This is a genomic window from Kribbella sp. NPDC031520, from assembly GCF_055580825.1.
Window position 1 is genome coordinate 865,646 of sequence record NZ_JBVIKS010000002.1, and the last position, 19,918, is coordinate 885,563.

20 protein-coding genes and 1 riboswitch are annotated in these 19,918 nt (G+C 69.2%); of the genes, 4 read left to right on the forward strand and 16 right to left on the reverse strand.

Annotation, left to right across the window (positions count from 1 at the left end; genetic code table 11):
* Positions 1 to 22: 22 nt before the first annotated feature.
* A riboswitch (cobalamin riboswitch) is annotated at positions 23 to 140 on the reverse strand.
* The 3 genes from ACZ5BU_RS12840 to ACZ5BU_RS12850 form a co-directional block, all read right to left on the reverse strand.
* Positions 133 to 1,101 (reverse strand): DUF3500 domain-containing protein, encoded by a 969-nt coding sequence (locus ACZ5BU_RS12840; RefSeq protein WP_465698329.1) that lies wholly within the window; start codon positions 1,099 to 1,101, stop codon positions 133 to 135. It overlaps the preceding riboswitch by 8 nt.
* Entirely contained in the window at positions 1,092 to 1,772 is a 681-nt protein-coding gene (locus ACZ5BU_RS12845; protein ID WP_465698331.1) for a phosphoglycerate mutase family protein, read from the reverse strand. The genes ACZ5BU_RS12840 and ACZ5BU_RS12845 overlap by 10 nt, the downstream gene beginning before the upstream one ends.
* Positions 1,763 to 2,701, reverse strand: coding sequence for a cobalamin biosynthesis protein (locus ACZ5BU_RS12850; protein WP_465698333.1), 939 nt, complete (start codon positions 2,699 to 2,701; stop codon positions 1,763 to 1,765). The genes ACZ5BU_RS12845 and ACZ5BU_RS12850 overlap by 10 nt, the downstream gene beginning before the upstream one ends.
* Before the next feature lie 43 nt (positions 2,702 to 2,744).
* Here ACZ5BU_RS12850 and ACZ5BU_RS12855 point away from each other — a divergent pair, with 43 nt between their 5' ends.
* Genes ACZ5BU_RS12855 through ACZ5BU_RS12865 form a run of 3 tightly spaced genes read left to right on the forward strand, consistent with a single transcriptional unit; the run spans position 2,745 to position 5,511 of the window.
* Positions 2,745 to 3,572, forward strand: coding sequence for a serine hydrolase (locus ACZ5BU_RS12855; protein ID WP_465698335.1), 828 nt, complete (start codon positions 2,745 to 2,747; stop codon positions 3,570 to 3,572).
* On the forward strand, positions 3,569 to 4,648 hold the full coding sequence (locus ACZ5BU_RS12860) for a mandelate racemase/muconate lactonizing enzyme family protein (protein WP_465698337.1): 1,080 nt from the start codon (positions 3,569 to 3,571) through the stop codon (positions 4,646 to 4,648). Before ACZ5BU_RS12855 ends, ACZ5BU_RS12860 begins: the two co-directional genes overlap by 4 nt.
* Positions 4,645 to 5,511 carry a C40 family peptidase gene (locus tag ACZ5BU_RS12865; protein WP_465698339.1) on the forward strand — a complete coding sequence of 289 codons (867 nt, stop codon included), beginning with the start codon at positions 4,645 to 4,647 and terminating at the stop codon, positions 5,509 to 5,511. The genes ACZ5BU_RS12860 and ACZ5BU_RS12865 overlap by 4 nt, the downstream gene beginning before the upstream one ends.
* 108 nt (positions 5,512 to 5,619) lie before the next feature.
* On the opposite strand, the gene ACZ5BU_RS12870 is transcribed toward ACZ5BU_RS12865, so the two are convergent.
* The 11 genes from ACZ5BU_RS12870 to coaE all read right to left on the reverse strand — a co-directional run bounded on the left by ACZ5BU_RS12870 (position 5,620) and on the right by coaE (position 16,570).
* Positions 5,620 to 6,627 carry a TerC family protein gene (locus tag ACZ5BU_RS12870; protein ID WP_465698341.1) on the reverse strand — a complete coding sequence of 336 codons (1,008 nt, stop codon included), beginning with the start codon at positions 6,625 to 6,627 and terminating at the stop codon, positions 5,620 to 5,622.
* Between the two features lie 265 nt (positions 6,628 to 6,892).
* Positions 6,893 to 7,729, reverse strand: coding sequence for an SDR family oxidoreductase (locus ACZ5BU_RS12875; protein ID WP_465698343.1), 837 nt, complete (start codon positions 7,727 to 7,729; stop codon positions 6,893 to 6,895).
* A gap of 120 nt (positions 7,730 to 7,849) precedes the next feature.
* Positions 7,850 to 8,806 carry an Lrp/AsnC family transcriptional regulator gene (locus tag ACZ5BU_RS12880; protein ID WP_465698345.1) on the reverse strand — a complete coding sequence of 319 codons (957 nt, stop codon included), beginning with the start codon at positions 8,804 to 8,806 and terminating at the stop codon, positions 7,850 to 7,852.
* A complete protein-coding gene (locus ACZ5BU_RS12885) occupies positions 8,803 to 9,156 on the reverse strand; it encodes an MmcQ/YjbR family DNA-binding protein (RefSeq protein ID WP_465698347.1) in 354 nt (117 codons plus the stop codon). The genes ACZ5BU_RS12880 and ACZ5BU_RS12885 overlap by 4 nt, the downstream gene beginning before the upstream one ends.
* Positions 9,149 to 9,517: a VOC family protein gene (locus ACZ5BU_RS12890; RefSeq protein ID WP_465698349.1), complete on the reverse strand. Its 369-nt coding sequence runs from the start codon at positions 9,515 to 9,517 to the stop codon at positions 9,149 to 9,151. Before ACZ5BU_RS12890 ends, ACZ5BU_RS12885 begins: the two co-directional genes overlap by 8 nt.
* 30 nt (positions 9,518 to 9,547) lie before the next feature.
* Positions 9,548 to 11,653 carry an excinuclease ABC subunit UvrB gene (gene uvrB / locus ACZ5BU_RS12895; RefSeq protein WP_465698351.1) on the reverse strand — a complete coding sequence of 702 codons (2,106 nt, stop codon included), beginning with the start codon at positions 11,651 to 11,653 and terminating at the stop codon, positions 9,548 to 9,550.
* 136 nt (positions 11,654 to 11,789) lie between these two features.
* Complete coding sequence (locus ACZ5BU_RS12900) at positions 11,790 to 12,548, reverse strand: hypothetical protein (RefSeq protein WP_465698353.1); 759 nt, start codon at positions 12,546 to 12,548, stop codon at positions 11,790 to 11,792.
* 49 nt (positions 12,549 to 12,597) lie between these two features.
* Complete coding sequence (locus ACZ5BU_RS12905) at positions 12,598 to 13,539, reverse strand: hypothetical protein (RefSeq protein ID WP_465698355.1); 942 nt, start codon at positions 13,537 to 13,539, stop codon at positions 12,598 to 12,600.
* A complete protein-coding gene (locus ACZ5BU_RS12910) occupies positions 13,536 to 14,633 on the reverse strand; it encodes a PT domain-containing protein (protein ID WP_465698357.1) in 1,098 nt (365 codons plus the stop codon). The genes ACZ5BU_RS12905 and ACZ5BU_RS12910 overlap by 4 nt, the downstream gene beginning before the upstream one ends.
* Positions 14,630 to 15,784 carry a PrsW family glutamic-type intramembrane protease gene (locus tag ACZ5BU_RS12915; RefSeq protein WP_465698359.1) on the reverse strand — a complete coding sequence of 385 codons (1,155 nt, stop codon included), beginning with the start codon at positions 15,782 to 15,784 and terminating at the stop codon, positions 14,630 to 14,632. Before ACZ5BU_RS12915 ends, ACZ5BU_RS12910 begins: the two co-directional genes overlap by 4 nt.
* Positions 15,785 to 15,952: 168 nt before the next feature.
* Positions 15,953 to 16,570 carry a dephospho-CoA kinase gene (coaE, locus tag ACZ5BU_RS12920; protein ID WP_465698361.1) on the reverse strand — a complete coding sequence of 206 codons (618 nt, stop codon included), beginning with the start codon at positions 16,568 to 16,570 and terminating at the stop codon, positions 15,953 to 15,955.
* An 87-nt stretch (positions 16,571 to 16,657) separates the two neighbouring features.
* Between coaE and ACZ5BU_RS12925 the strand changes: the two genes are divergently transcribed.
* The gene (locus tag ACZ5BU_RS12925) at positions 16,658 to 17,251 is read left to right on the forward strand and encodes a hypothetical protein (protein ID WP_465698363.1); all 594 of its coding nucleotides are present in this window, start codon (positions 16,658 to 16,660) and stop codon (positions 17,249 to 17,251) included.
* A 66-nt stretch (positions 17,252 to 17,317) separates the two neighbouring features.
* Here ACZ5BU_RS12925 and rpsA read toward each other — a convergent pair whose 3' ends face one another.
* The gene (gene rpsA, locus ACZ5BU_RS12930) at positions 17,318 to 18,796 is read right to left on the reverse strand and encodes a 30S ribosomal protein S1 (protein ID WP_465698365.1); all 1,479 of its coding nucleotides are present in this window, start codon (positions 18,794 to 18,796) and stop codon (positions 17,318 to 17,320) included.
* Positions 18,797 to 19,047: 251 nt separating this feature from the next.
* Complete coding sequence (locus ACZ5BU_RS12935; RefSeq protein ID WP_465698367.1) at positions 19,048 to 19,914, reverse strand: phosphotransferase family protein; 867 nt, start codon at positions 19,912 to 19,914, stop codon at positions 19,048 to 19,050.
* Between the last annotated feature and the right edge of the window lie 4 nt (positions 19,915 to 19,918).

A 19,918-nucleotide genomic window follows, 5' to 3' on the forward strand; every position in this document is an offset into this window, starting at 1 on the left:
CCGGGGTATCCACGCCCCAGCTACAGGTACGACGGCGGCAGTTCCTGACTCCCCCTCGCGGGGTCACAGTGGCGGGACCGTCCCGGACTCACACCGGGTTCCTGCTGATGCCGTCGAATGACGACGCTGACTCTAGCTGTGCATCAGGTAGTGGGCTGCCAGTAGGTCGGTGCCCCAGTCGTTGCGGAGGTCGCGCCAGACCGAGTGGATGTGGTTCGCGTCGTCCTGGGTGTTGTCGTACTCGGCGAGGAACGTCGGCCCGGCGATCGAGTAGTAGTGGCGGTTGCCGACGCCTGGAGTTGTCTCGCCGGCCCACGCGAACGTCAGGCGTTCGATGCCCTGCTCGGTGATGTCCTGCCAGGTCTGCAGGCCGATCGGGCCGGCAGCGCGTCCGACGTACTGGCCGATGAGCAGGCTCAGGAGCTGACGCTGCTGCTCGTCCATGTCGCCGTACGGGAGGCCGCGGTGCAGGAGTGAGGCGTCGGCGACCGGGTCGTGGCGGGTCAGGATGTCGTCGGGAGCCTCAGGTGAGACCAGTGCCACCTCGAGCTGGCCCGGCTCCAGCGCGTGGAGCAGCTGGAAGCCCAGGTCCTGTTCAGCAGCCAAGAAACGGCGTCCGGTCTGTGGGCCGGTCAGCACCTGGGCAGGGTTCGAGCCGAGGAACTGCGGGGTGAAGGAGATCGCGCCGTCGACCAGCGTGACGTGGATCGCCAGGTGGTGGCCGTTCAGCCGCCAGGCCCACGGGTCCGTGCCGGACGGGTCGCCCAGCACCCGGAGGAAGTACCGATCGCCGACGACCGAGCCCTCCCACTCTCCTGACGCCGGCAGGTCCGGGAGCCCGCGGACGATGATCTCGGAGTCCAGGACCGCCCAGACGTCGCCGGTACCTCGCTCGCTGCACCCGATCGCGACCAGCCGCTCGACGAGCTTCTGCTGCGCCGGTGTCAGCTCGGTCAACGCGAGGCCAGGCACCGGGCCGGGCAGGTACGTCCACTGCTTGTGGTCCGGCGTGTCGAACGGCGCCCGGATCTTGTCGAGCTGCGCGGGCGTGAGGCTCGCCAGCAGGTCGAGTACCGCGTCCCGCGTCTGCTCTACAACCATGCCGATCGCTCCAAGTCCGTCGGTTCGTAGGGTGTCCACTGCTCGAACGGCCGGTCAAGCTTGTACCGGAAATCGGCCTGCCGCAGCAGCACGCGTGTTTCCCCATTCTCCGGGTTCCGCAGCGACTCGAAGAAGTTGACCGACCAGTGGAACCAGCGCATGCAGAACAGCCGCATGGTGAGCCCGTGCGACACCAGCAGCACGTTCTTCGGCGAGTCCGGCGCCTCGAAGTCGCGGTGCATCGTCTCCAGGAAGGTCGACACCCGGTCGTACACGTCCGACCCGGACTCGCCGTGCGTGAACCGGTAGTAGAAGTGTCCGAACGAGTCGCGGAGCTGGCGCTGCCGCTCGATGTCCTCGGTGTCCTGGAAGTTCGCCCAGTCCTGCTCCCGCAGCCGTGGCTCCTCCCGGGCCAGACCGATCAAGTCGTCGAGGCCGAGCGAGTCCAGGGTCTGCCGAGCGCGCAGGTACGGCGACACGTACACCCGGACCGGTTCGTTCTCGAACAGCTCCCGCAGCTGCTTCCCGGCCTTGGCCGCCTGCTCGTGCCCGTGCGCGGTGAGCGGGATCGCGTGGTCCGGCAGGCGTTCGAAGAGCGTCTTGTCCAGGTTCGCCTCGGACTCGCCGTGCCGGATCAGCGCGATCCGCAACGGCCGATGGCTCAGGCCCATCGCTTCCCCTTTCCCCGTGCCGCCGCAAGTCCCACCAGCACCGCCACCCCGGCTGCCGCTGCGCCGACGCGGCGTGCGAGTTCCGCCGTACGCCGGATGTCGGCGACCGCGGGCGGCGGACCGTCACCGAGCGTGCCGCGGTCCTCCTGGTACGTCCCGTAGCTGTTCGTGCCGCCGAGAGTCAGCCCGAGCGCACCGGCGAACGCCGCCTCGACCGGCCCGGCGTTCGGGCTCGGATGCTTGGGCGCATCCCGCCGCCACACCGCCATCACCTCGGCGGGCCGACCGGCCGCCAGCCCCGTCAGCACAGCGCACACCCGGGCCGGCAGCAGATTCAGTACGTCGTCCAGGCGCGCTGACGCCCAGCCGAAGTTCTCGTACTTCGGGGAGTGGTAGCCGACCATCGCGTCGAGGGTGTTCGCGGCGCGGTAGCCGAGAAGGCCGGGGATGCCGAGGACCCCACCCCAGAGGAGAGGCGCGACGCAGGCGTCGGAGGTGTTCTCGGCGATCGACTCGACCGTCGCGCGGGCCAGTTCGTCTGCTTCCAGGTTGGTGGCGTCGCGGGCGCAGAGGTGGCTCAGGCGCTCACGCGCTGCTTCGATGTCCTTCGCCTCCAGGAGCGCGGCCATCGTCTCCGCTTCGCGTTCCAGGCTGCGGGCCCCCAGGACGGTCCAGGTGGCGGTGGCGGTTGCTGCGGTGTGGAGGAGCGGATGCTTGCGGGTCAGGCGCTCGGCCGCGAGGCCTAGGACTGTGGTGATGCCTATGAGGATCGCGGTGTAGGCGGTGCCGGCCGGGCGGGTGTTGGCGTACACGTGCTGTTCGAGCCGGGACGCCGTACGGCCGAAGCCGGCGACCGGGTGGTAGCGCCGCGGATCGCCGAGAAGACGGTCGGCGGTAAAGCCCAGGAGGATGCCGAGAGCACGGGACACCCTGGGAAGTCTGCCAGGTACGCGGTTGTGATTGGGTGATCGCATGGGAATCGCGGAGCTGCTCCAGCAGGTCGACGGGAGCGGGGAGTTCGGGGTCTGGCTGGGCCGGCTGGACGGCACACCGGTGTTCGAGCACGAGCCGGAACGGACGCACTACTCCGCGAGCACGATGAAACTGCCGGTGGCGATGGCGATGATGCGCAAGGTCGACGCCGGCGAGCTCGCCCTCGACCAGCCGGTGACGGTGCACAACGATTTCGAGTCCGCGGCCGGCGGCCGGTTCGGCGTCGACCCGGACGAGGACGAGGCACCCGCGACCTGGTCCCGGATGGGCGAGCAGGTACCGCTCGGCTGGCTGGCGACCGAGATGATCACGCGGTCCAGCAACCTCGCCACCGACCTCGTCCTCGAACAGGTCGGCGTCGACGCGGCGCACCGGATCCTCGCCGAGGCCACGCTCAAGTCGTCCCGGCAGCCCGCCTCCAGGATCCAGCGTGGGATCGACGACGGCGCTGCGCAGCGGGCCGGGATCAGCAATCTGATGAGCCCGGCCGGGCTGGCCGGCGTACTTGTTGCGGTGGGCAACCAAGAAGGTGCCTCCGGCGACTATCTGCGCGACCTGCTGGCCGGTAACCAGTGGAACGGGGAGATCCCCGCGCGGCTGCCGGCCGGGACGCGGGTCGAGCACAAGAACGGCTGGGACACCCGGATCCGGCACGACGGCGGCATCGTCCGCCCGGCCGACGCGGACCCGTTCCTACTCGTGGTGTGTACGACGTCCGACCTGCCCGACAGCGAGGCGCAGCAGCTGATCGCGTCGATCGCACTCGAGGCCTGGAACCACCGGCACGACCTGGAGTCCGTACAGTGAAGCTCACGACACACCTGGTCTCGGCGCCGTTGCACACACCGTTCGTCACCGCGCTGCGCACGGCGACGCACGCCGAGTCGCTGCTGGTCGAACTGAGCTATGGCGAGGTGGGCGACGGCGAGCTGAGCGGCTGGGGCGAGGCACCTCAGGTGTGGAAGGTGACCGGCGACTCGCTGGCCGGTTCGCGGGCGTGCATCGAGGGACCGATCACGACCGCCCTCGACGGCCTCGGACCGGACGACCTCACCGAGGCGCTGCGCCGGGTACAGGGTGCGGTGGTCGGCAACTTCGGCGCGAAGGACGCGGTCGATGTCGCGCTGCACGACCTGGCGGCCCGGCGTCGTGGGCAGACGCTGCACGGGTTCCTCGGCTCGACCGTCGACGTCGTCCGTACCGACATGACGCTGTCGGTCGGTGACCCGGACGCGCTCGCCGGCGCCGCGAAGGCGCGGATCGTGGACGGGTTCGACGTACTGAAGATCAAGGTCGGTACGGACGCGGCCGGTGACGTCGAGCGGGTCCGCCGGGTCCGGGACGCGATCGGGCCGGTGCCTCGGCTGCGGCTGGACGCGAACCAGGGCTGGACGCGCCGTGACGCGGTCACCGTGATCCGCGCGCTGGAGGACGCCGGCTGCGCGATCGAGCTCGTCGAACAGCCGGTCGCCGCGGCCGACCTGGACGGGATGGCGTGGGTGACGGACCGGGTCGGTACGCCGATCCTCGCCGACGAGTCCGTGTACGGCGTCCGTGACCTGGTGGCGGTCATCCAGCGCGGCGCGGCCGACCTGGTGAACGTGAAGCTGGCCAAGTGCGGCGGGCTGGCCCCGGCGCGGACGCTGCTCGAACTCGCCCGCGAGCACGGGCTCGGCGCGATCGTCGGCTGCATGATGGAGGGCCACGTTGGCGTCGGCGCGGCGGCCGCACTGGTGTCGGCGTACCCGACGACCGCGGTCAACGACCTGGACGCGGCCTGGTGGCTGCGCGAGCCGGCGGTGACCGGCGGGATCCGGTACGACGGTTCGCTGATCCACCTGCCTTCAGCTCCCGGACTGGGCGTGACAGGCTTGAGCGCATGAGGTTAGCCGCCACCAAGGTCCCGATCAGCACGGTCTGGACGTCGCCGGACGCCCCGCGTGACGTGGACGCACCGGCAACGGCCGCGCTCCCGGACGTCGCCGCGTGGGCGAAGTCGATGGACACCGAGACCCGGCTCGGCCTGCACGGCCGGACCCTGACCCAGCTGCTGTTCGCCGAGCCTGTGCTGGTGCGCTCCGAACGTGACGGCTGGTCCGAGATCGTCGCGCCCTGGCAGCCGTCGTCGCAGGACGAGCTCGGGTACCCGGGGTGGGTCCCGTCGAGCCACCTGGGCGAGCTGCCGACGAGTGCGTCCGACCCGGTCGCCATCGCCGTACCGACGGCCACGCTGCTGGCCGAGCCGGGCGGGCGTCCGCTCGCGGAGCTGTCGTTCGCGACGGTGCTGGCGTCGGACGAGCACGCGGACGGTCACACGCGGGTGGCAACGCCCGACGGTGGGCACGGCTGGTTGCAGGACGCCGTACTGCGTTCTGTGGTGGAGCCGTCGGACGCGGACGAGCGGTTGCGGTTGGGCGGGCTGTTCCTCGGGCTCGAGTACCTGTGGGGCGGTACGTCGGCGTACGGGCTGGACTGTTCCGGGTTGATCCACACGGTGAGCCGGGTGCTCGGCCTGCGTACTCCGCGCGATGCCCACGACCAGGCGCACGACCTGCCGAACATTCCTGTCGACGAGGTGCAGCCGGGTGACCTGTACTTCTTCGCCCGCGACGGCCAACAGATCCACCACGTCGGCTTCGTCTCCCCCACCGGCATGCTCCACGCCTCCGAAACCGGCAAACGCCTCGAAGACGCCCCCTTGACCGACGACCGCCGCAAAACCCTGCTCACCGCAGCCCGCTTCTAACCGCACCCCCACCGCCCCAGCGCCAGACCTGCGGCCCGTCGTCCTCCCCGGATCTGCGGCCTCCACCCCTCCCCCGCCCCGAGCGGAGCGAGGGGCGGGTTCTTTGGCTCAGGACTCCTTCGGGTGCAGTTCCGGGTGCTCGTCCGCGTTCAGCTTGCGGGACTTCGCCAGGCTCGCCACCGTGGTGATCCCCAGGGTGATGATGATGAAGCCGAGGGAGAACCAGATCGGGATCTCCGGTGCCCAGGTGATGTGGTGGCCTCCGTTGATGAACGGCAACTCGTTCACGTGCATCGCATGCAGCACCAGCTTCACACCGATGAACGCGAGCACCACCGACAGGCCGAGCGACAGGTACACCAGCCGCTTCAGCAGATCGCCGAGCAGGAAGTACAGCTGGCGCAGCCCCATCAGAGCGAACACGTTCGCGGTGAACACCAGGAACGGCTCCTGCGTCAGCCCGTAGATCGCGGGGATCGAGTCGAGCGCGAACAACAGATCCGTCGTACCGAGCGCGATGATCACGATCGCCATCGGAGTGACGAGCCGCTTGCCGTTCCGCACCAGGGTCAGCTTGACGCCGTTGTACTCGTCGGTCGCGTTCAGCCGCCTCTTCGCGAACCGGATGACCGCGTTCTCCTTGAAGTCGTCGTCGTCGTTCTCACCCTGCTTGGCGAGGTGGATCGCGGTGTACACCAGGAACGCGCCGAAGATGTAGAAGACCCACGAGAACTGGTTGATCGCGGCCGCGCCGACGGCGATGAAGACGCCGCGGAACACCAGCGCCAGGATGATGCCGATCAGCAACGCGGTCTGCTGGTACTGCCTGGGCACCTGGAACCTGGCCATGATGATCAGGAAGATGAACAGGTTGTCGACGCTCAGGCTGTACTCGGTGAGCCAGCCGGCGAAGAACTCCCCGGCGTACTGCCCGCCGGAGAACCACCAGACGCCGAGCCCGAAGACCGCGGCGAGGCCGATGTAGAACGCGATCGCGGTGGCCGATTCGCGAGTGCTCGGCTCGTGCGGCCGGCGGCCGATCACGAAGACGTCGAACGCCAGCAGCGCGAGCAGCAACCCGACGGTGATGTACCAAACGTAGTCAGCAACGTGCACGGAATCCTCCGGAGCTCAGACGAGAACATCGACTCCGAAGGTCTCTTCCGCCTCACCGTGAGTAACCGGTCAGACCGGAGGCACCGGGCCGTGGGACGAACCCCGGCCGTGATGACGACGCCGCCGCAAAGGAATACTCCCCTTCTCAGGAGCTATTCTGACGGTTCGGCATCCGAGATACCAAATCCACGCCCCGAGCCGTTGATCACAACCCGATCAGGGAATAGTTGCAGCGCGTGATCCATTGGCCCCCGATCAATCCCGCTCAGCGGAACTCGGCGACGTGTTCCCGTGCCCACGCGGCGAACGACACCGGAGGTCGACCGGCGATCCGCTCGAAGGTGTCCGTCCGGAACCACCCGCCCGGCTCGGTACCCCGGCGGACGAAGTGCAGGATCGCCTCGACGGTCTCCGGCTCCCCCACGCCGAACATCTCCCGGGCGCGCGCCTCGTCGATCTCCTCGACGCTGATCGGGTCACCGAGCACCGCTGCGATCGACTCGACCTGATCGCGCAGGGTCAACGGCTCCGCACCGGTCAGCAGGGCGGAGACCTCGCTCCGATCGGCACCGGACAGCGCCGCGAGCGCGACCTCGGCGATGTCGCGCTCGTCGATCGGTGCCGACATGGATCCGGGGTGGACGAGCCGGACCGTCCGCTCGGATCTGATCGACGAGGCCCAGTTCCGGGCGTTGTTGGCGAGAACTAGCGGCCGGATCGGGACCAGTTCCGGGCCGCTACCGGCCAGCAGTTCCTCGGTGATCCGGTGCTCGACGGTGATCGGGTTGGACGTTGCCCAGGGCACCAACACGCTGCCGGACGAGAGCAGTACGACGCGCTCGACGCCCGCGACCAATGCGGCCTTGCCGAAGTCGGCCGCGCCGCTGGGTTCGGCGTACAGGAAGACCTGATCGACGCCGTCGAGGGCCGCGGGCAACGAATCCGGGCGGGTCAGGTCGGCCTGGACGACGTCGACGCCGGGGCCGAAGTCGGCCTTGGCCAGGTCCCGGACCGAGGCGCGGACCGGCGTACCGGCTGCCTGCAGCCCGGCGAGGACGTGCCGGCCGACGGCGCCACGGGCACCAATGACGAGGGTGGTCATGAACTCGGACTCCTCAGGCTTGACTGATTCCGTCGATCAGCCTGCCCGTGGGCAACGTGAATCCGTGCGAGTTCAGCGACAGGTGCCCAGATCTCGACATCCAATCGGGCTCTGCTGTCGTTATCCGACAGGGTGACGCAGCCCGTAGTGCGTGGTGGCGGCCTTGACCGTCCGTAGGACCGGCGTCAGGTTCACTCCGGTGACGCCCGACTGACCGGCGATCTTGGTTGTCAGGTACCGGTACAGGCCGTCGGGCGAGGGACTGCCGATGGCCGCGAACAGCGAGGTCGACCCGGTGGTCGCGGCCACGAAGGCGACCTCGGTGTGCTCGGCGAGCGCGCGGCCGGTCGCGTCGAGCCGGTCCGGCGTGACGGCCAGCCGCAGCATCGCCCGCGCGGGTACTCCCATCAGGCGTGGATCCGCGTCGATGTCGAAGCTGACAACGCCGCCGGCGACCAGCGCGTGCAGCCGACGACGTACGGTCGGCGCGGAGACTCCGCACACCTTCGCCAGTTGCTCGATCGGCGCCCGGCCGTCGCGCCGCAACTCGTCGTAGAGCTGCCGGTCGATGTCATCGAGTACGACGGTCTCGACAGGTTCGGGCGCGTGCCGTTGGAGCTCCGCGATCTGGTCGGGCCGCAACGATCCGACCTTGTCGTACGGCGAACCCGCGCCGTAGAAGACCTGCAACACCTCTGCGGCCTCGACGTCGATCACCTGCCGGGTCCGGGGCAGTACCTCGAGCAGGAGCGGGCCGACGTCGCCGCCGTACACCGTGCACTCGATCTCGGTACCGCCCGCGCACAGGTTCACCCAGCTCGTGTCCGGTCGCCGGGCCAGCGCATCAGCGACCTCACCCGCGGCGCTCGGTACAGCACGGACCCGGAGCAGCCACTGCACCTGGCCCGGGTCGCTCAGCGCCGTGACCCGCAGCGCGCCGCTCTCCCGCAGCCGGGCGTACCGCCGCGCGACGGTCTGGTCGGATACGCCGAGCACCTCCCCCAGCCGGCGGAACGGTGCCCGCGCGTCGAGGTGCAACGCGTGCAAGAGCGCCCGGTCGAACTCGTCGTACGTCACGCGGGGCGGAGGCGTTTCGGTAGTTTGGACACCACCGTGGCGTACGACGTGTCGACCAGCTCCAGGATCTCGTCGTCCGGCACGGCGCCGCCGAGCTGCACGGTGTTCCACCCGGCGCGCCCGATGTAGGCCATCTTCCGCACGTCCTCCGGGTACGCCGCGACCAGCTCGTCGGCCTCGTCCCGGTTCGCGCCGCACTTCAGCCCGACGCTGCCGTCACCGAGGAACGCGAAGATCTTCTCCCCGACCTTCGCCACCGTGTCCCCGTCCCACGGCTCGTCCGGCCAGGCGCCCGGCTTGTCCAGGCAGTACTCGCGGAGGGCGTCGCCCGTCAGCCGTTTCTCAGGCATGCGTGACGACTTCCACGTTGTTGCCGTCCGGGTCTCGCAGGAACACCGCGTAGTAGCCCGGGTGGTACTCCGGCCACTCCTTGGGCTCATGCAGCACCTCGGCCCCGAGGTCCACCCCCAGCCGATGAACAGTCTCGACAGTTGCCCGGTCCGGCGCGGTGAACGCCACGTGGATCTCCCGCTGCGTCCCACCGGTGGTCTGCTTCCCGAGCCAGAACTTCGGTACGCCGTCGCTCCCGGACAGCCCGAGCACATCGCCGAAGTCCATCGTGACGCTGACCCCCAACGGCCCCAACACAGCCTCGTAGAACCGCCGGCTGGCGTCCAGGTCATCGCACTGCAACGACAGGTGGTCGAACATCCGCGTCCTCCCTAGGCGACGCCGGCGCGGCTACTTCGCGCCGGCGTTGGTCATCTGGCGGAGCTCCTTCTTCAGTTCGGAGATCTCGTCGCGGTAGCGGGCGGCGACCTCGAACTGCAGTTCGGCGGCCGCGTTGTGCATCTGGTCCGTGAGCTGCTGGATCAGGTCGGCCAGGTCGGACGACGGCAGGCCGCCGGCCAGCTCCTTCGCCTTCTCGCCCGCCTTCCCCTTGCCGCCACCGGGCACCGGCGCCTTGCCGCGGGACTGGGTCCGGCCGGAGCCGAGCAGCTCGGCGGTGTCGGCGTCCTCGCGGGCCAGCATGTCGGTGATGTCGGCGATCTTCTTCCGCAGCGGCTGCGGGTCGACCCCGTTCGCCTGGTTGTACGCGATCTGCTTCGCGCGCCGCCGGTTCGTCTCGTCGATCGCCTGCTCCATCGACGGCGTGATCTTGTCGGCGTACATGAACACCTGGCCGGACACGTTCCGGGCGGCACGGCCGATGGTCTGGATCAGCGACCGCCCGGACCGCAGGAAGCCTTCCTTGTCCGCGTCCAGGATCGCGACCAGCGACACCTCGGGCAGGTCCAGGCCCTCACGCAGCAGGTTGATGCCGACGAGCACGTCGTACTCGCCCATCCGCAGCTCGCGGAGCAGCTCGACCCGGCGCAGCGTGTCCACCTCGCTGTGCAGGTACCTGGTCCGGATGCCCATCTCCAGCAGGTAGTCGGTGAGGTCCTCGGACATCTTCTTGGTCAGCGTGGTGACCAGCACCCGCTCGTCGCGCTCGACCCGGAGCCGGATCTCGTGGATCAGGTCGTCGATCTGCCCCTTGGTCGGCTTCACGATCACCTCGGGGTCGACCAGACCGGTCGGCCGGATGAGCTGCTCGACATACCCGTCGGACTTGTCCTGCTCGTACTGCCCCGGCGTGGCGGACAGGTACACGGTCTGGCCGATCCGCTCCAGGAACTCCTCCCAGCGCAACGGCCGGTTGTCCATCGCCGACGGCAGCCGGAAGCCGTGCTCGACCAGCGTCCGCTTCCGGGACATGTCGCCCTCGTACATCCCGCCGATCTGCGGGACGGTCACGTGCGACTCGTCGATCACCAGCACGAAGTCCTCGGGGAAGTAGTCCAGCAGACAGTGCGGCGCCGTACCGGGCTCGCGGCCGTCGGTGTGCCGGGAGTAGTTCTCGATCCCGGAGCAGGTACCGATCTGGCGCATCATCTCGATGTCGTACGTCGTCCGCATCCGCAGCCGCTGCGCCTCCAGCAGCTGCCCGTTCCGCTCGAGCTCAGCGAGCCGCTCCTCCAGCTCGGCCTCGATCGAGATGATCGCCCGCTCCATCCGCTCCGGCGCGGTCACGTAGTGCGTGGCGGCGCCGATGTAGACCTCGTCCTCCTCGGACAGCACCTCGCCGGTCAGCGGGTGCAGCGTCATCACCCGCTCGATCTCGTCCCCGAAGAACTCCACCCGGACCGCGAGCTCCTGGTACACCGGGAAGACCTCGAGCGTGTCGCCGCGGACCCGGAACGTGCCACGGGTGCCGGCCAGGTCGTTGCGCGCGTACTGCACCCCGACGAGCTGCCTCAGCAGCCCGTCGCGGTCCATCTCGGTGCCGACCTTCACGTGGATCATCCGGTTCAGGTACTCGTCCGCGGAGCCCAGGCCGTAGATGCACGAGACGGTCGCGACCACGATCACGTCGCGGCGGGTCAGCAGCGACCAGGTCGCCGAGTGCCGGAGCCGCTCGACCTCCTCGTTGATCGAGGAGTCCTTCTCGATGTAGGTGTCCGTCTGCGGGACGTACGCCTCGGGCTGGTAGTAGTCGTAGTACGACACGAAGTACTCGACGGCGTTGTCCGGGAAGAACTGGCGCAGCTCGTTCGCGAACTGGGCAGCCAGGGTCTTGTTCGGCTGCAGGACCAGCATCGGTCGCTGGACCTTCTCGGCCAGCCAGGCGATCGTCGCGGTCTTACCCGTTCCGGTCGCGCCGAGCAGCACGACGTCCTGCTCGCCGGCGTTGATCCGCCGCTCGAGGTCCGCGATCGCGGCCGGCTGGTCACCGGCCGGCTCGAAGTCCGACACCACCTTCAGCGGGGCGACCATCCGCTGCAGATCCGACACCTGTCTCATGCCCACCACCGTACGGCCCGCTGCCGACAGTTTCTAAAAACCCAAAAACCAACCCCCAAAAACACACCCGCCTCGCTCCGCTCGGCGGGTGGTGGTTGGTGTTGGGCCGCCCGACAACAGTTTCTAAAAGCCCAGGTCAGAAGCTTTTTATCAGGGTGTTGTTCATGTAGATCAGCTCGTTCACCCGGCGCTTGTACACCCGGGTCTCCAAAGCCGCGTCGGTCGCCGTGACCCGGTCGAACTTGTCCTGGTACGCCGTCACGAAGCCCTGCATCGCGACGTGCCTGCCGTTCTTCGCCACCCAGTCGCCGGTGTACGTGAGCGCGTAGCACGCCTTGATGTTCGGGTTGGCCGGCGTGCACACGGTGCCCTTGCCGATCCGGACGCCCTGCATCCCGTTCGACTCGACGTCGACCAGGTGCTCCGCGAAGCCCTTCGCGTCGTACAGCTCGGTCTGGCGGACCCAGTAGTACCCGTCGATCAGGCCGCGGGCGCTGAACTGCTGCAGGATGTAGTTCTTCCCGGCCTTGGTCTTGTCCCAGTCCGGCAGCCAGCCCTTGGACGGCGTGAACCAGACGCCGTACCCGACCTCGACACCGACGTCGTTCGGCCCCTTGGAGTCGTCCGGGGTCGGCGTCGGCGACGGCGTGTACATGGTGCCGAGCGGCTCCGGCGTCTGCTGACCGGTGGTCGTCTTGCCGTCCTTGCCGGTCACCAGCAGTACGACGCCGATCGCCACCAGCAGCACCGCGACGATCGCGGCCGCCATGATGATCCACGGCGTCCTGCTCGGCCTCGGCGGCCGGACCGGGCGCGACGGCCCGGGACCCCAGCCGCCGGGGGCCGGAGCGGAAACCGGCGGCGGGCCCGGCGGCGGACCGTACTGCTGACTCATCGTTGTTGTTCCTCGCGGTAGTTCTGGGGACCGGGGTTCTGGGGACCGGTCACATGCTGTCGATCACGGACTTCTTCATGATCGCGGCGTCCGCCTCGGCCTTCGGGGCGAAGTCGGCGTTGGTCCGGAAGTCCAGCGCGGTGACCACGCCGTCCTTGCGCCGGTACGCCTCGACGGAGCCCTTGACCTTCGTCTCGGCGCCGTTCTTGGTGAAGCTGGAGGTGTAGTCGATCGCGACGCACTCCACCAGGACGTCCTTGGGGCACGGCAGGTTCCGTACCGCGCCGAGCTGGGTGATCTCCTCCTCGGTCTCGCCCTCGACGATCCCGAGCAGGTACGCGTTCGCGGTCACGTCGCGCTTCTGCCGGACCCAGAAGAACGCCCGCGCGTCCGCCTTCGTGTTCGGCGGGTAGGTAGCGACCTGCTTGCCGTCCGGCGGGTTCGGGAACAGCGTCCAGCCCGGAGCCGGGACGAGCGAGACGCCGAAGCCGACCGGGATCGCGTTCGGCGGCGGCTGGTACGACGTCTTCGGCGCCGCCGGGGTACTCGCCGGCGTACTGCCCGGCGTACTCGGCGGGTTCTGCGCGGCCTTGTCGCCACCGCCGGACAGCGCCACCAGGACGATCGCCACGATCACCACGACGAGCAGGCCGGCGCCGATCGGGATCAGCAGCGGCGGGACCCGCGGCAGCTGGAAGCCCTTCTTCTCCGGCGGCGGCCGGCGCAGCGACGGCGGGCCGACCTTGTCGCCCCAGGCCGACGACGTCTGGGTCGCCGGCCCTTCCCCCGGACCACCCGGACCACCTGGACCACCCGGTCCGCCCGGTCCGTTCCCGGGCGCGGCAGAGCCGCCCCACGGTGACGGGGGCGGCTGTACCTCGAGGTCCCAGGGCGACGGCGGGAGCTGCTCCTCCGGTTCGTCGTCCGGCTCCGGTCCGGGCTGGTTGACCCAGGGGTTACCGCCGGTCCCTTTGTCTCGCTTTCCGCTCACTGACTCTCGAGCACCGACTTCAGCATCGCCGTCGAGTCCGGTTCGAGGGTCGACAGCTTGTCCTTACGCCCGAACACGCGGGCGAGGGTGATCACGCCGTCCTCGCGCTGCACCACGGCGACGAAACCGACAGCCTCGAAGCTGCCGCTCTGCGAGGTGCTGACACCCGAGTAGCTCTGGCTGAGCAGCGTCCGGACCGGGGTGTTGTCCGCGGCGGTGTACGTCGACTTCTTCATCGGCTTGGTCTGCACCGACGACAGGCCCTTCGTGTCGGCCTTGAGGGCCTCGGCGAGGATCGAGTCCGGGCTGCCCGGCGCCTTCGCGGCCGCGACCATGAAGAGGCCCTCACCCTGCTTGACCAGGAACACGCCGCTGTAGCCGTCCAGGCTCTTCCGGACGTAACCGTCGGCCGGCTTCACGTAGATGCCCTCGGCGACCGCGATGCCCTCGTCCCCGCCGGTGCTCGGCTGGGTCGTCGGTTCGGCGGTCGGTGAGGACGTCGGCTCACCGGTCGGCTGCTCCGTGGGCTGCCCGGTCGGTTCACCCGTCGGCTGCGCGGTCGGCGCACCGGTCGGGGTCGGCGTCGGGTCGGCCTGGTCGTCGCCGCCCTTGAAGATCAGCGCGAGCACGACACCGATGATCGCGACCAGTGCGAACGCACCACCCGCGATCAGCAGCGTCTTGCCGCTGCCACCGCCCTTGCGCGGAGGCTGCTGGCTCCACGGCTGCTGGCCGCCGTACTGCTGCTGGCCCGGGAAGCCCTGCTGGTACTGCTGCTGGCCCGGGTACCCCTGCTGCGGCTGCTGGTACTGCTGCTGCCCAGGGAACGCGGGCTGACCCGGCTGCTGACCCTGCTGAGGGTACTGACCGCCGTGCCCGGGCTGCTGGTACTGCCCAGGCTGCGGCTGACCGGGCTGCTGCTGACCGGGCTGGCCCGGGCCAGGCTGCTGACCCGGCTGCGGCTGACCCGGCTGGCCGTAGCCAGGGCCCGGCCGTTGACCAGGCTGCGGCCCCGGCTGGCCACCCGGACCACCCTGTCCGCCGTACGGCTGCTGTCCGCCCTGACCACCGTACGGCGGCTGCTGGTTGCTCATACCTGCGTCTCTCCAGTCGTCGCAGCGGTCGGTGCGGACACCCCACGGGCGGACTTCGGTACCGAACGCACCGAGTTGCCGCACGCGGAGCAGAAGTCGGAATGCGGGAGCAGCGGCATCTCACAGCGCGAGCAGAACGCCAGGTCGCCGGACGCGTGGTTCGAACCACCGCGCGCGGCCGACTCCAGCGCCGCCTCCAGCAGGCCCTTGTGCAGCACGGTCCGGACCCGGATGATCAGCGCCCCGAGCAACGCCAGACCCCAGACGACGCCGAGGATCGCGCCGATCGTGGAACCCCGGCCGCCGACGAAACCGAGCAGGTAGACACCACCCTGGAACAGGGCGTTCACCACCATCGCCTGGAGCAGGCCGCCGACCCAGCGCGGCGTGAACCCGTCGTACCCCTCGCCGAGGCCGGAGAACTCCGCGCCAGCGAGACCTGTGGCCGAGCCGTACACCAGCGGCTTGATGAAGCCGTGCAGGACGACGATCGAGATCCACGTACCGGCGCTGCTGCCCGGACCAGCGAAACCGCCGCTGATCCAGCCCCAGTGCAGGACGAGGGTCTCGAAGCACGCGTAACCGACACCGGCGACGACACCGAACGTGAAGCCGTCCATCAGGTCGTCGTACCGCGGCCGGGAGGCCAGGTAGAGCGGGCCGACCTGGCGGATCAGCTCCGACACGACCGGTACCAGCAGGAGCAGGATCAGCAGGTCCCGCAGCGACGGCCCGGTGGAACTGTTGCCGATGGCGTCGAGCGTCAGCCCGACCTTGTCCGACCAGATCCAGGTGAACAGCGCCGCCAGGACGCCGGTCAGCACGAAGGCCGCGGCGACCACCGGGATCGGCTCGTCCTCCCACAGGTTCACGTCGTACAAGTAGATGATGTAGACGATCGGGATGGCGAAGGCCGCGATCATGATCGCCACCGGGAGCGCACCGAGCGCCGCCGTCACCACCGTCAGCAGCAGGGCGATGCCGAGCGCGACCTTGTAGGTGTACGGCTGTTTGCCGGATCCCTGCGGCATGATCGTCGAGACCAGTTTGAACGACGCCACCGGCTCGTCCGGCCTGGCGGCGTACGCGTTCTTCCGCTCGTTGTCCCCGGAGCGCAGGTCGTTGCCACAGTGATGGCAGAAATGCGACACCTCGGGAACGTCAGAGCTGCAGCGCGGACAAACCACGCCATCCTCCCAACCTCGGACGTCCGGACCGGAGCGGGACGCACCGGCCGTGCCCAGCCGTGAACACCACGGGCCGGACCGGGACAGATTCTCGTACAGGGGGTCCCACCGGCATCATTTCCCGCGCAAGGGTCACCTTTTCGTGTCCGGACCGTGGCTTAGCCGGTGTTCGAAGGTGGCCCACACCTCGTCCAGGCGGTGATCCAGGTCGGCCAGGCTGCCGGAGTTGTCCACCACCACGTCCGCGACCGCGAGCCGGTCCGCCCGGGACGCCTGGCTGGCGATCCGCTGCTCGGCCTCCTCCGCGGTCATCCCGCGCTGCGCGGTCAGCCGTTCGACCTGGGTCTCCACCGGTACGTCGACCACCAGTACCAGGTCGAACCGGTCCGCCTGACCGGTCTCGACGAGCAGCGGGATGTCGTGGACGACGATCGCGTCCGCTTCCGCCGCGGCCTCGATCTCCGCGGCCCGCGCCCGGACCCGCGGGTGGACGATCGCCTCGAGCTCGCGCCGGGCGGGTTCATCGCCGAACACGATCTTGCCGAGCGCCGGCCGGTCCAGGTCACCGTCGGCCGTCAGTACGCCTGGACCGAACGCCGCGACCACCTCGGCCAGCCCGTCGGTCCCGCGCGCCACGACCTCGCGCGCGAGCACGTCGGAGTCGATCACGACGGCCCCGCGCACAGCCAGCCGCGCCGACACCGCACTCTTCCCGGACCCGATCCCGCCGGTCAGTCCCACTCTCAACACGCCAGCACCTTATCTAGGTGGCTAGCATGGCTTATGGGGTGGTGGCGGAGGCAGCGGCGTGCGGAGGAGTTGCGGCAGGTTCGGGTGATGGCCCAGGAGGACGTGGTTCTCTTCGGCGAGGAGCTCAGCCGGCTCGGGGAGTTGCTGGAGGGCGTCGAGCTGGACGCGGAGACGCGGCACGACTACCAGGCCGCGCTGGACGCGTACGAGACCGCCGAGCGGCTGGTGGACCGGCTCAGCACCTTCGACGCGATCAGTTCGATCGTCGACACGCTGACCGGCGGCCGGTATGCGCTCGCGTGCGTCCGGGCCCGGGTCGCGGGCGAGCCGCTGCCGGTACGTCGTACGCCGTGCTTCTTCAACCCGCAGCACGGACCGGCCGCCGTCGACGTGGTGTGGACGCCGAGCTCGGGACCGACCCGCCGGGTACCGGCCTGTGCGCAGGACGCGGCCCGGGTCCAGGCGGGCGAGGACCCGCCGGTGCGGACCGTACGGTACGGCGAGCACGACGTACCGGCGTGGGAGGCCGGCTCACCGAACGAGCCGTACCTGATCGGCTTCTTCTCGGCGAGCGGCGCCCGCGCGCAGGTGGTGGAACTCAAACTGCGCCTGAAGGGCGAGGGCCGCGGCCAGTGGGGCACGGACCTCGGCAAGCCCCGGATCCGCCGGCCCTACGACTAGGTCCTGTATGAACGTGCGAGACCCCCGCACCCTGGTGGGTGCGGGGGTCTCGAAGGGTCGGACCGATCAGCCCTGGCCGGTCAGCTTCTCGCGAAGAGCCTGCAGCGCCTCGTCGGAAGCGAGCGCACCCTCGACGGGGGCGTCGTCCTTCGGGGCAGCGGCCGAGGAGTACGTCGAGGCCTCGCCGGCCTCCACGTCGGCCGTCTTGGCCTCCTCGATCTGCTTCTTGTGGGCCTCCCAGCGCGCGTGGGCCTCGGCGTACTGCCGCTCCCACTCCTCACGCTGCTTGTCGAAGCCCTCGAGCCACTCGCCCGTCTCCGGGTCGAAGCCCTCCGGGTAGATGTAGTTGCCCTGGTCGTCGTACGTCGCCGTCATGCCGTAGAGCGTCGGGTCGAAGTCGTCCGAGACCGGGTCGACACCCTCGTTGGCCTGCTTGAGCGACAGCGAGATCCGGCGCCGCTCCAGGTCGATGTCGATGATCTTGACCATGACGTCGTCGTTGACCTGGACGACCTGCTCCGGGATCTCGACATGCCGCTCGGCCAGCTCGGAGATGTGCACCAGACCCTCGATGCCCTCCTCCACGCGGACGAACGCACCGAACGGAACCAGCTTGGTGACCTTGCCGGGCACGATCTGGCCCATCTGGTGGGTCCGGGCGAACTGCTGCCACGGGTCTTCCTGGGTCGCCTTCAGCGACAGCGAGACGCGCTCGCGGTCCATGTCGACGTCCAGCACCTCGACGGTGACCTCCTGGCCGACCTCGACGACCTCGGTCGGGTGGTCGATGTGCTTCCAGGACAGCTCCGAGACGTGCACCAGGCCGTCCACGCCGCCGAGGTCCACGAACGCACCGAAGTTGACGATCGAGGACACGACGCCCTTGCGGATCTGGCCCTTCTGCAGCTGGGTGAGGAAGTTCATCCGCACCTCGGACTGGGTCTGCTCCAGCCAGGCGCGGCGGGACAGGACCACGTTGTTGCGGTTCTTGTCCAGCTCGATGATCTTCGCCTCGATCTCCTGGCCGACGTACGGCTGGAGGTCGCGGACCCGGCGCATCTCGACGAGCGAGGCGGGCAGGAAGCCACGGAGGCCGATGTCCAGGATGAGGCCACCCTTGACGACCTCGATGACGGTACCGGTGACGACGCCGTCCTCTTCCTTGATCTTCTCGATCGTGCCCCAGGCCTTCTCGTACTGGGCGCGCTTCTTCGAGAGGATCAGACGGCCTTCCTTGTCCTCCTTCTGGAGAACCAGGGCCTCGACGTGATCGCCGACGTTGACGACCTCGTTCGGGTCGACGTCGTGCTTGATCGACAGCTCGCGGGAGGGGATCACGCCCTCGGTCTTGTAACCGATGTCGAGGAGGACCTCGTCCCGGTCGACCTTGACGATGGTGCCCTCGACGATGTCGCCGTCGTTGAAGTACTTGATGGTCTGATCGATCGCGGCGAGGAAGTCTGCCTCCGACCCGATGTCATTGACCGCTACCTGCGGGGTGGTGCGTACTGCGGGGTCGAGGGGAGCCTCGATGCTGGCCGTCATGTGGTGGGTTGCTCCGTGGACTGGTGGTGTTGTGCGGTCGCGTCATGAACCGTTGGATCGCACCAAACCGCGGGATTGCCAGAAGACGACAGATTCACCACCGAGCTGCTGCGAGTCACGAGCCTGCTCCGTCCGAGGTCGCGCGGGCCCATAGCGCATCTCACAGAATACCGGGCTTGACGAAGGCAGCACAACCTGGGGCACCCGTCGTCACCGGGCGCCCGCCGAGGTACCCCGACGTGCCGATGCTCTCAATGTACGACGTCCAGGTCCGGACGGCCGCCCGCGAGCGTGCCCGTGTCCGCCATTCGGGAGACCAGCCGGTACGCGGCGGCCGCGACCTCGTGCTCGGCGGCCCGGCTCGCCAGGTCCAGCAGCGCCCACAGGTCGGCCGCCCGCCCCAGGTCCACCAGCGGCTCCCCGAGCCCGCGTAGCTGGTCCAGTACGGCGCGCGCCAGCACCGAGTCCTCGCAGAACCGGAGCAGGTTGCCGAGGTCCGCGTACGGCGAACCCGCGTGCGCGAACTCCCAGTCGATCAGGCCGGTGATCCGCGCGGTGCCGGGGTCGACCAGCAGGTTCTTCGGGTTGAAGTCGCTGTGCACCAGGCAGAACCGGTCGACGCCGGCGGCGAGCACGTCCTCGGCCTCGTCGATGACTGCGGCGAAACCGTCGCCCAGGTCCAGGTTCAGCCCGGCCACGTACTCCGCCAGGTCACCGGACCCGAAGGGCTCGACCGTCAGCTCCCCGCCCCGGAACATCCCGGCCTGCAGGAACGGCATCCCGCTCAGCCGCGCCAGCACCTCCCCCAGCTGCGTCCCGACCGTCCGCCGCTCGCCCTCGTCCGCGGTCTCCAGGAACACCTGCAGGTTGATTCCCGGGAGCCGCTCGGTCAGCAGGTACGGCGGGTCGTCGTACGACCCCTCCCGCTTCAGCTCCAGCACCCGTGGCACCGGCAACAGCCCCCGGACCAACTGCAGCAGAGCAGCGTCGACAGCAGCCCGGTCCGGGTCCTTCACGTAGAGCTTCAGCACCGCGTCCTCGCCGCCCGCACTCACGGCGTACGTCTGACCGCCGTACCCACCTGATAACGGAACGGCATGAGCTGCGAAGTCCGACATGCCG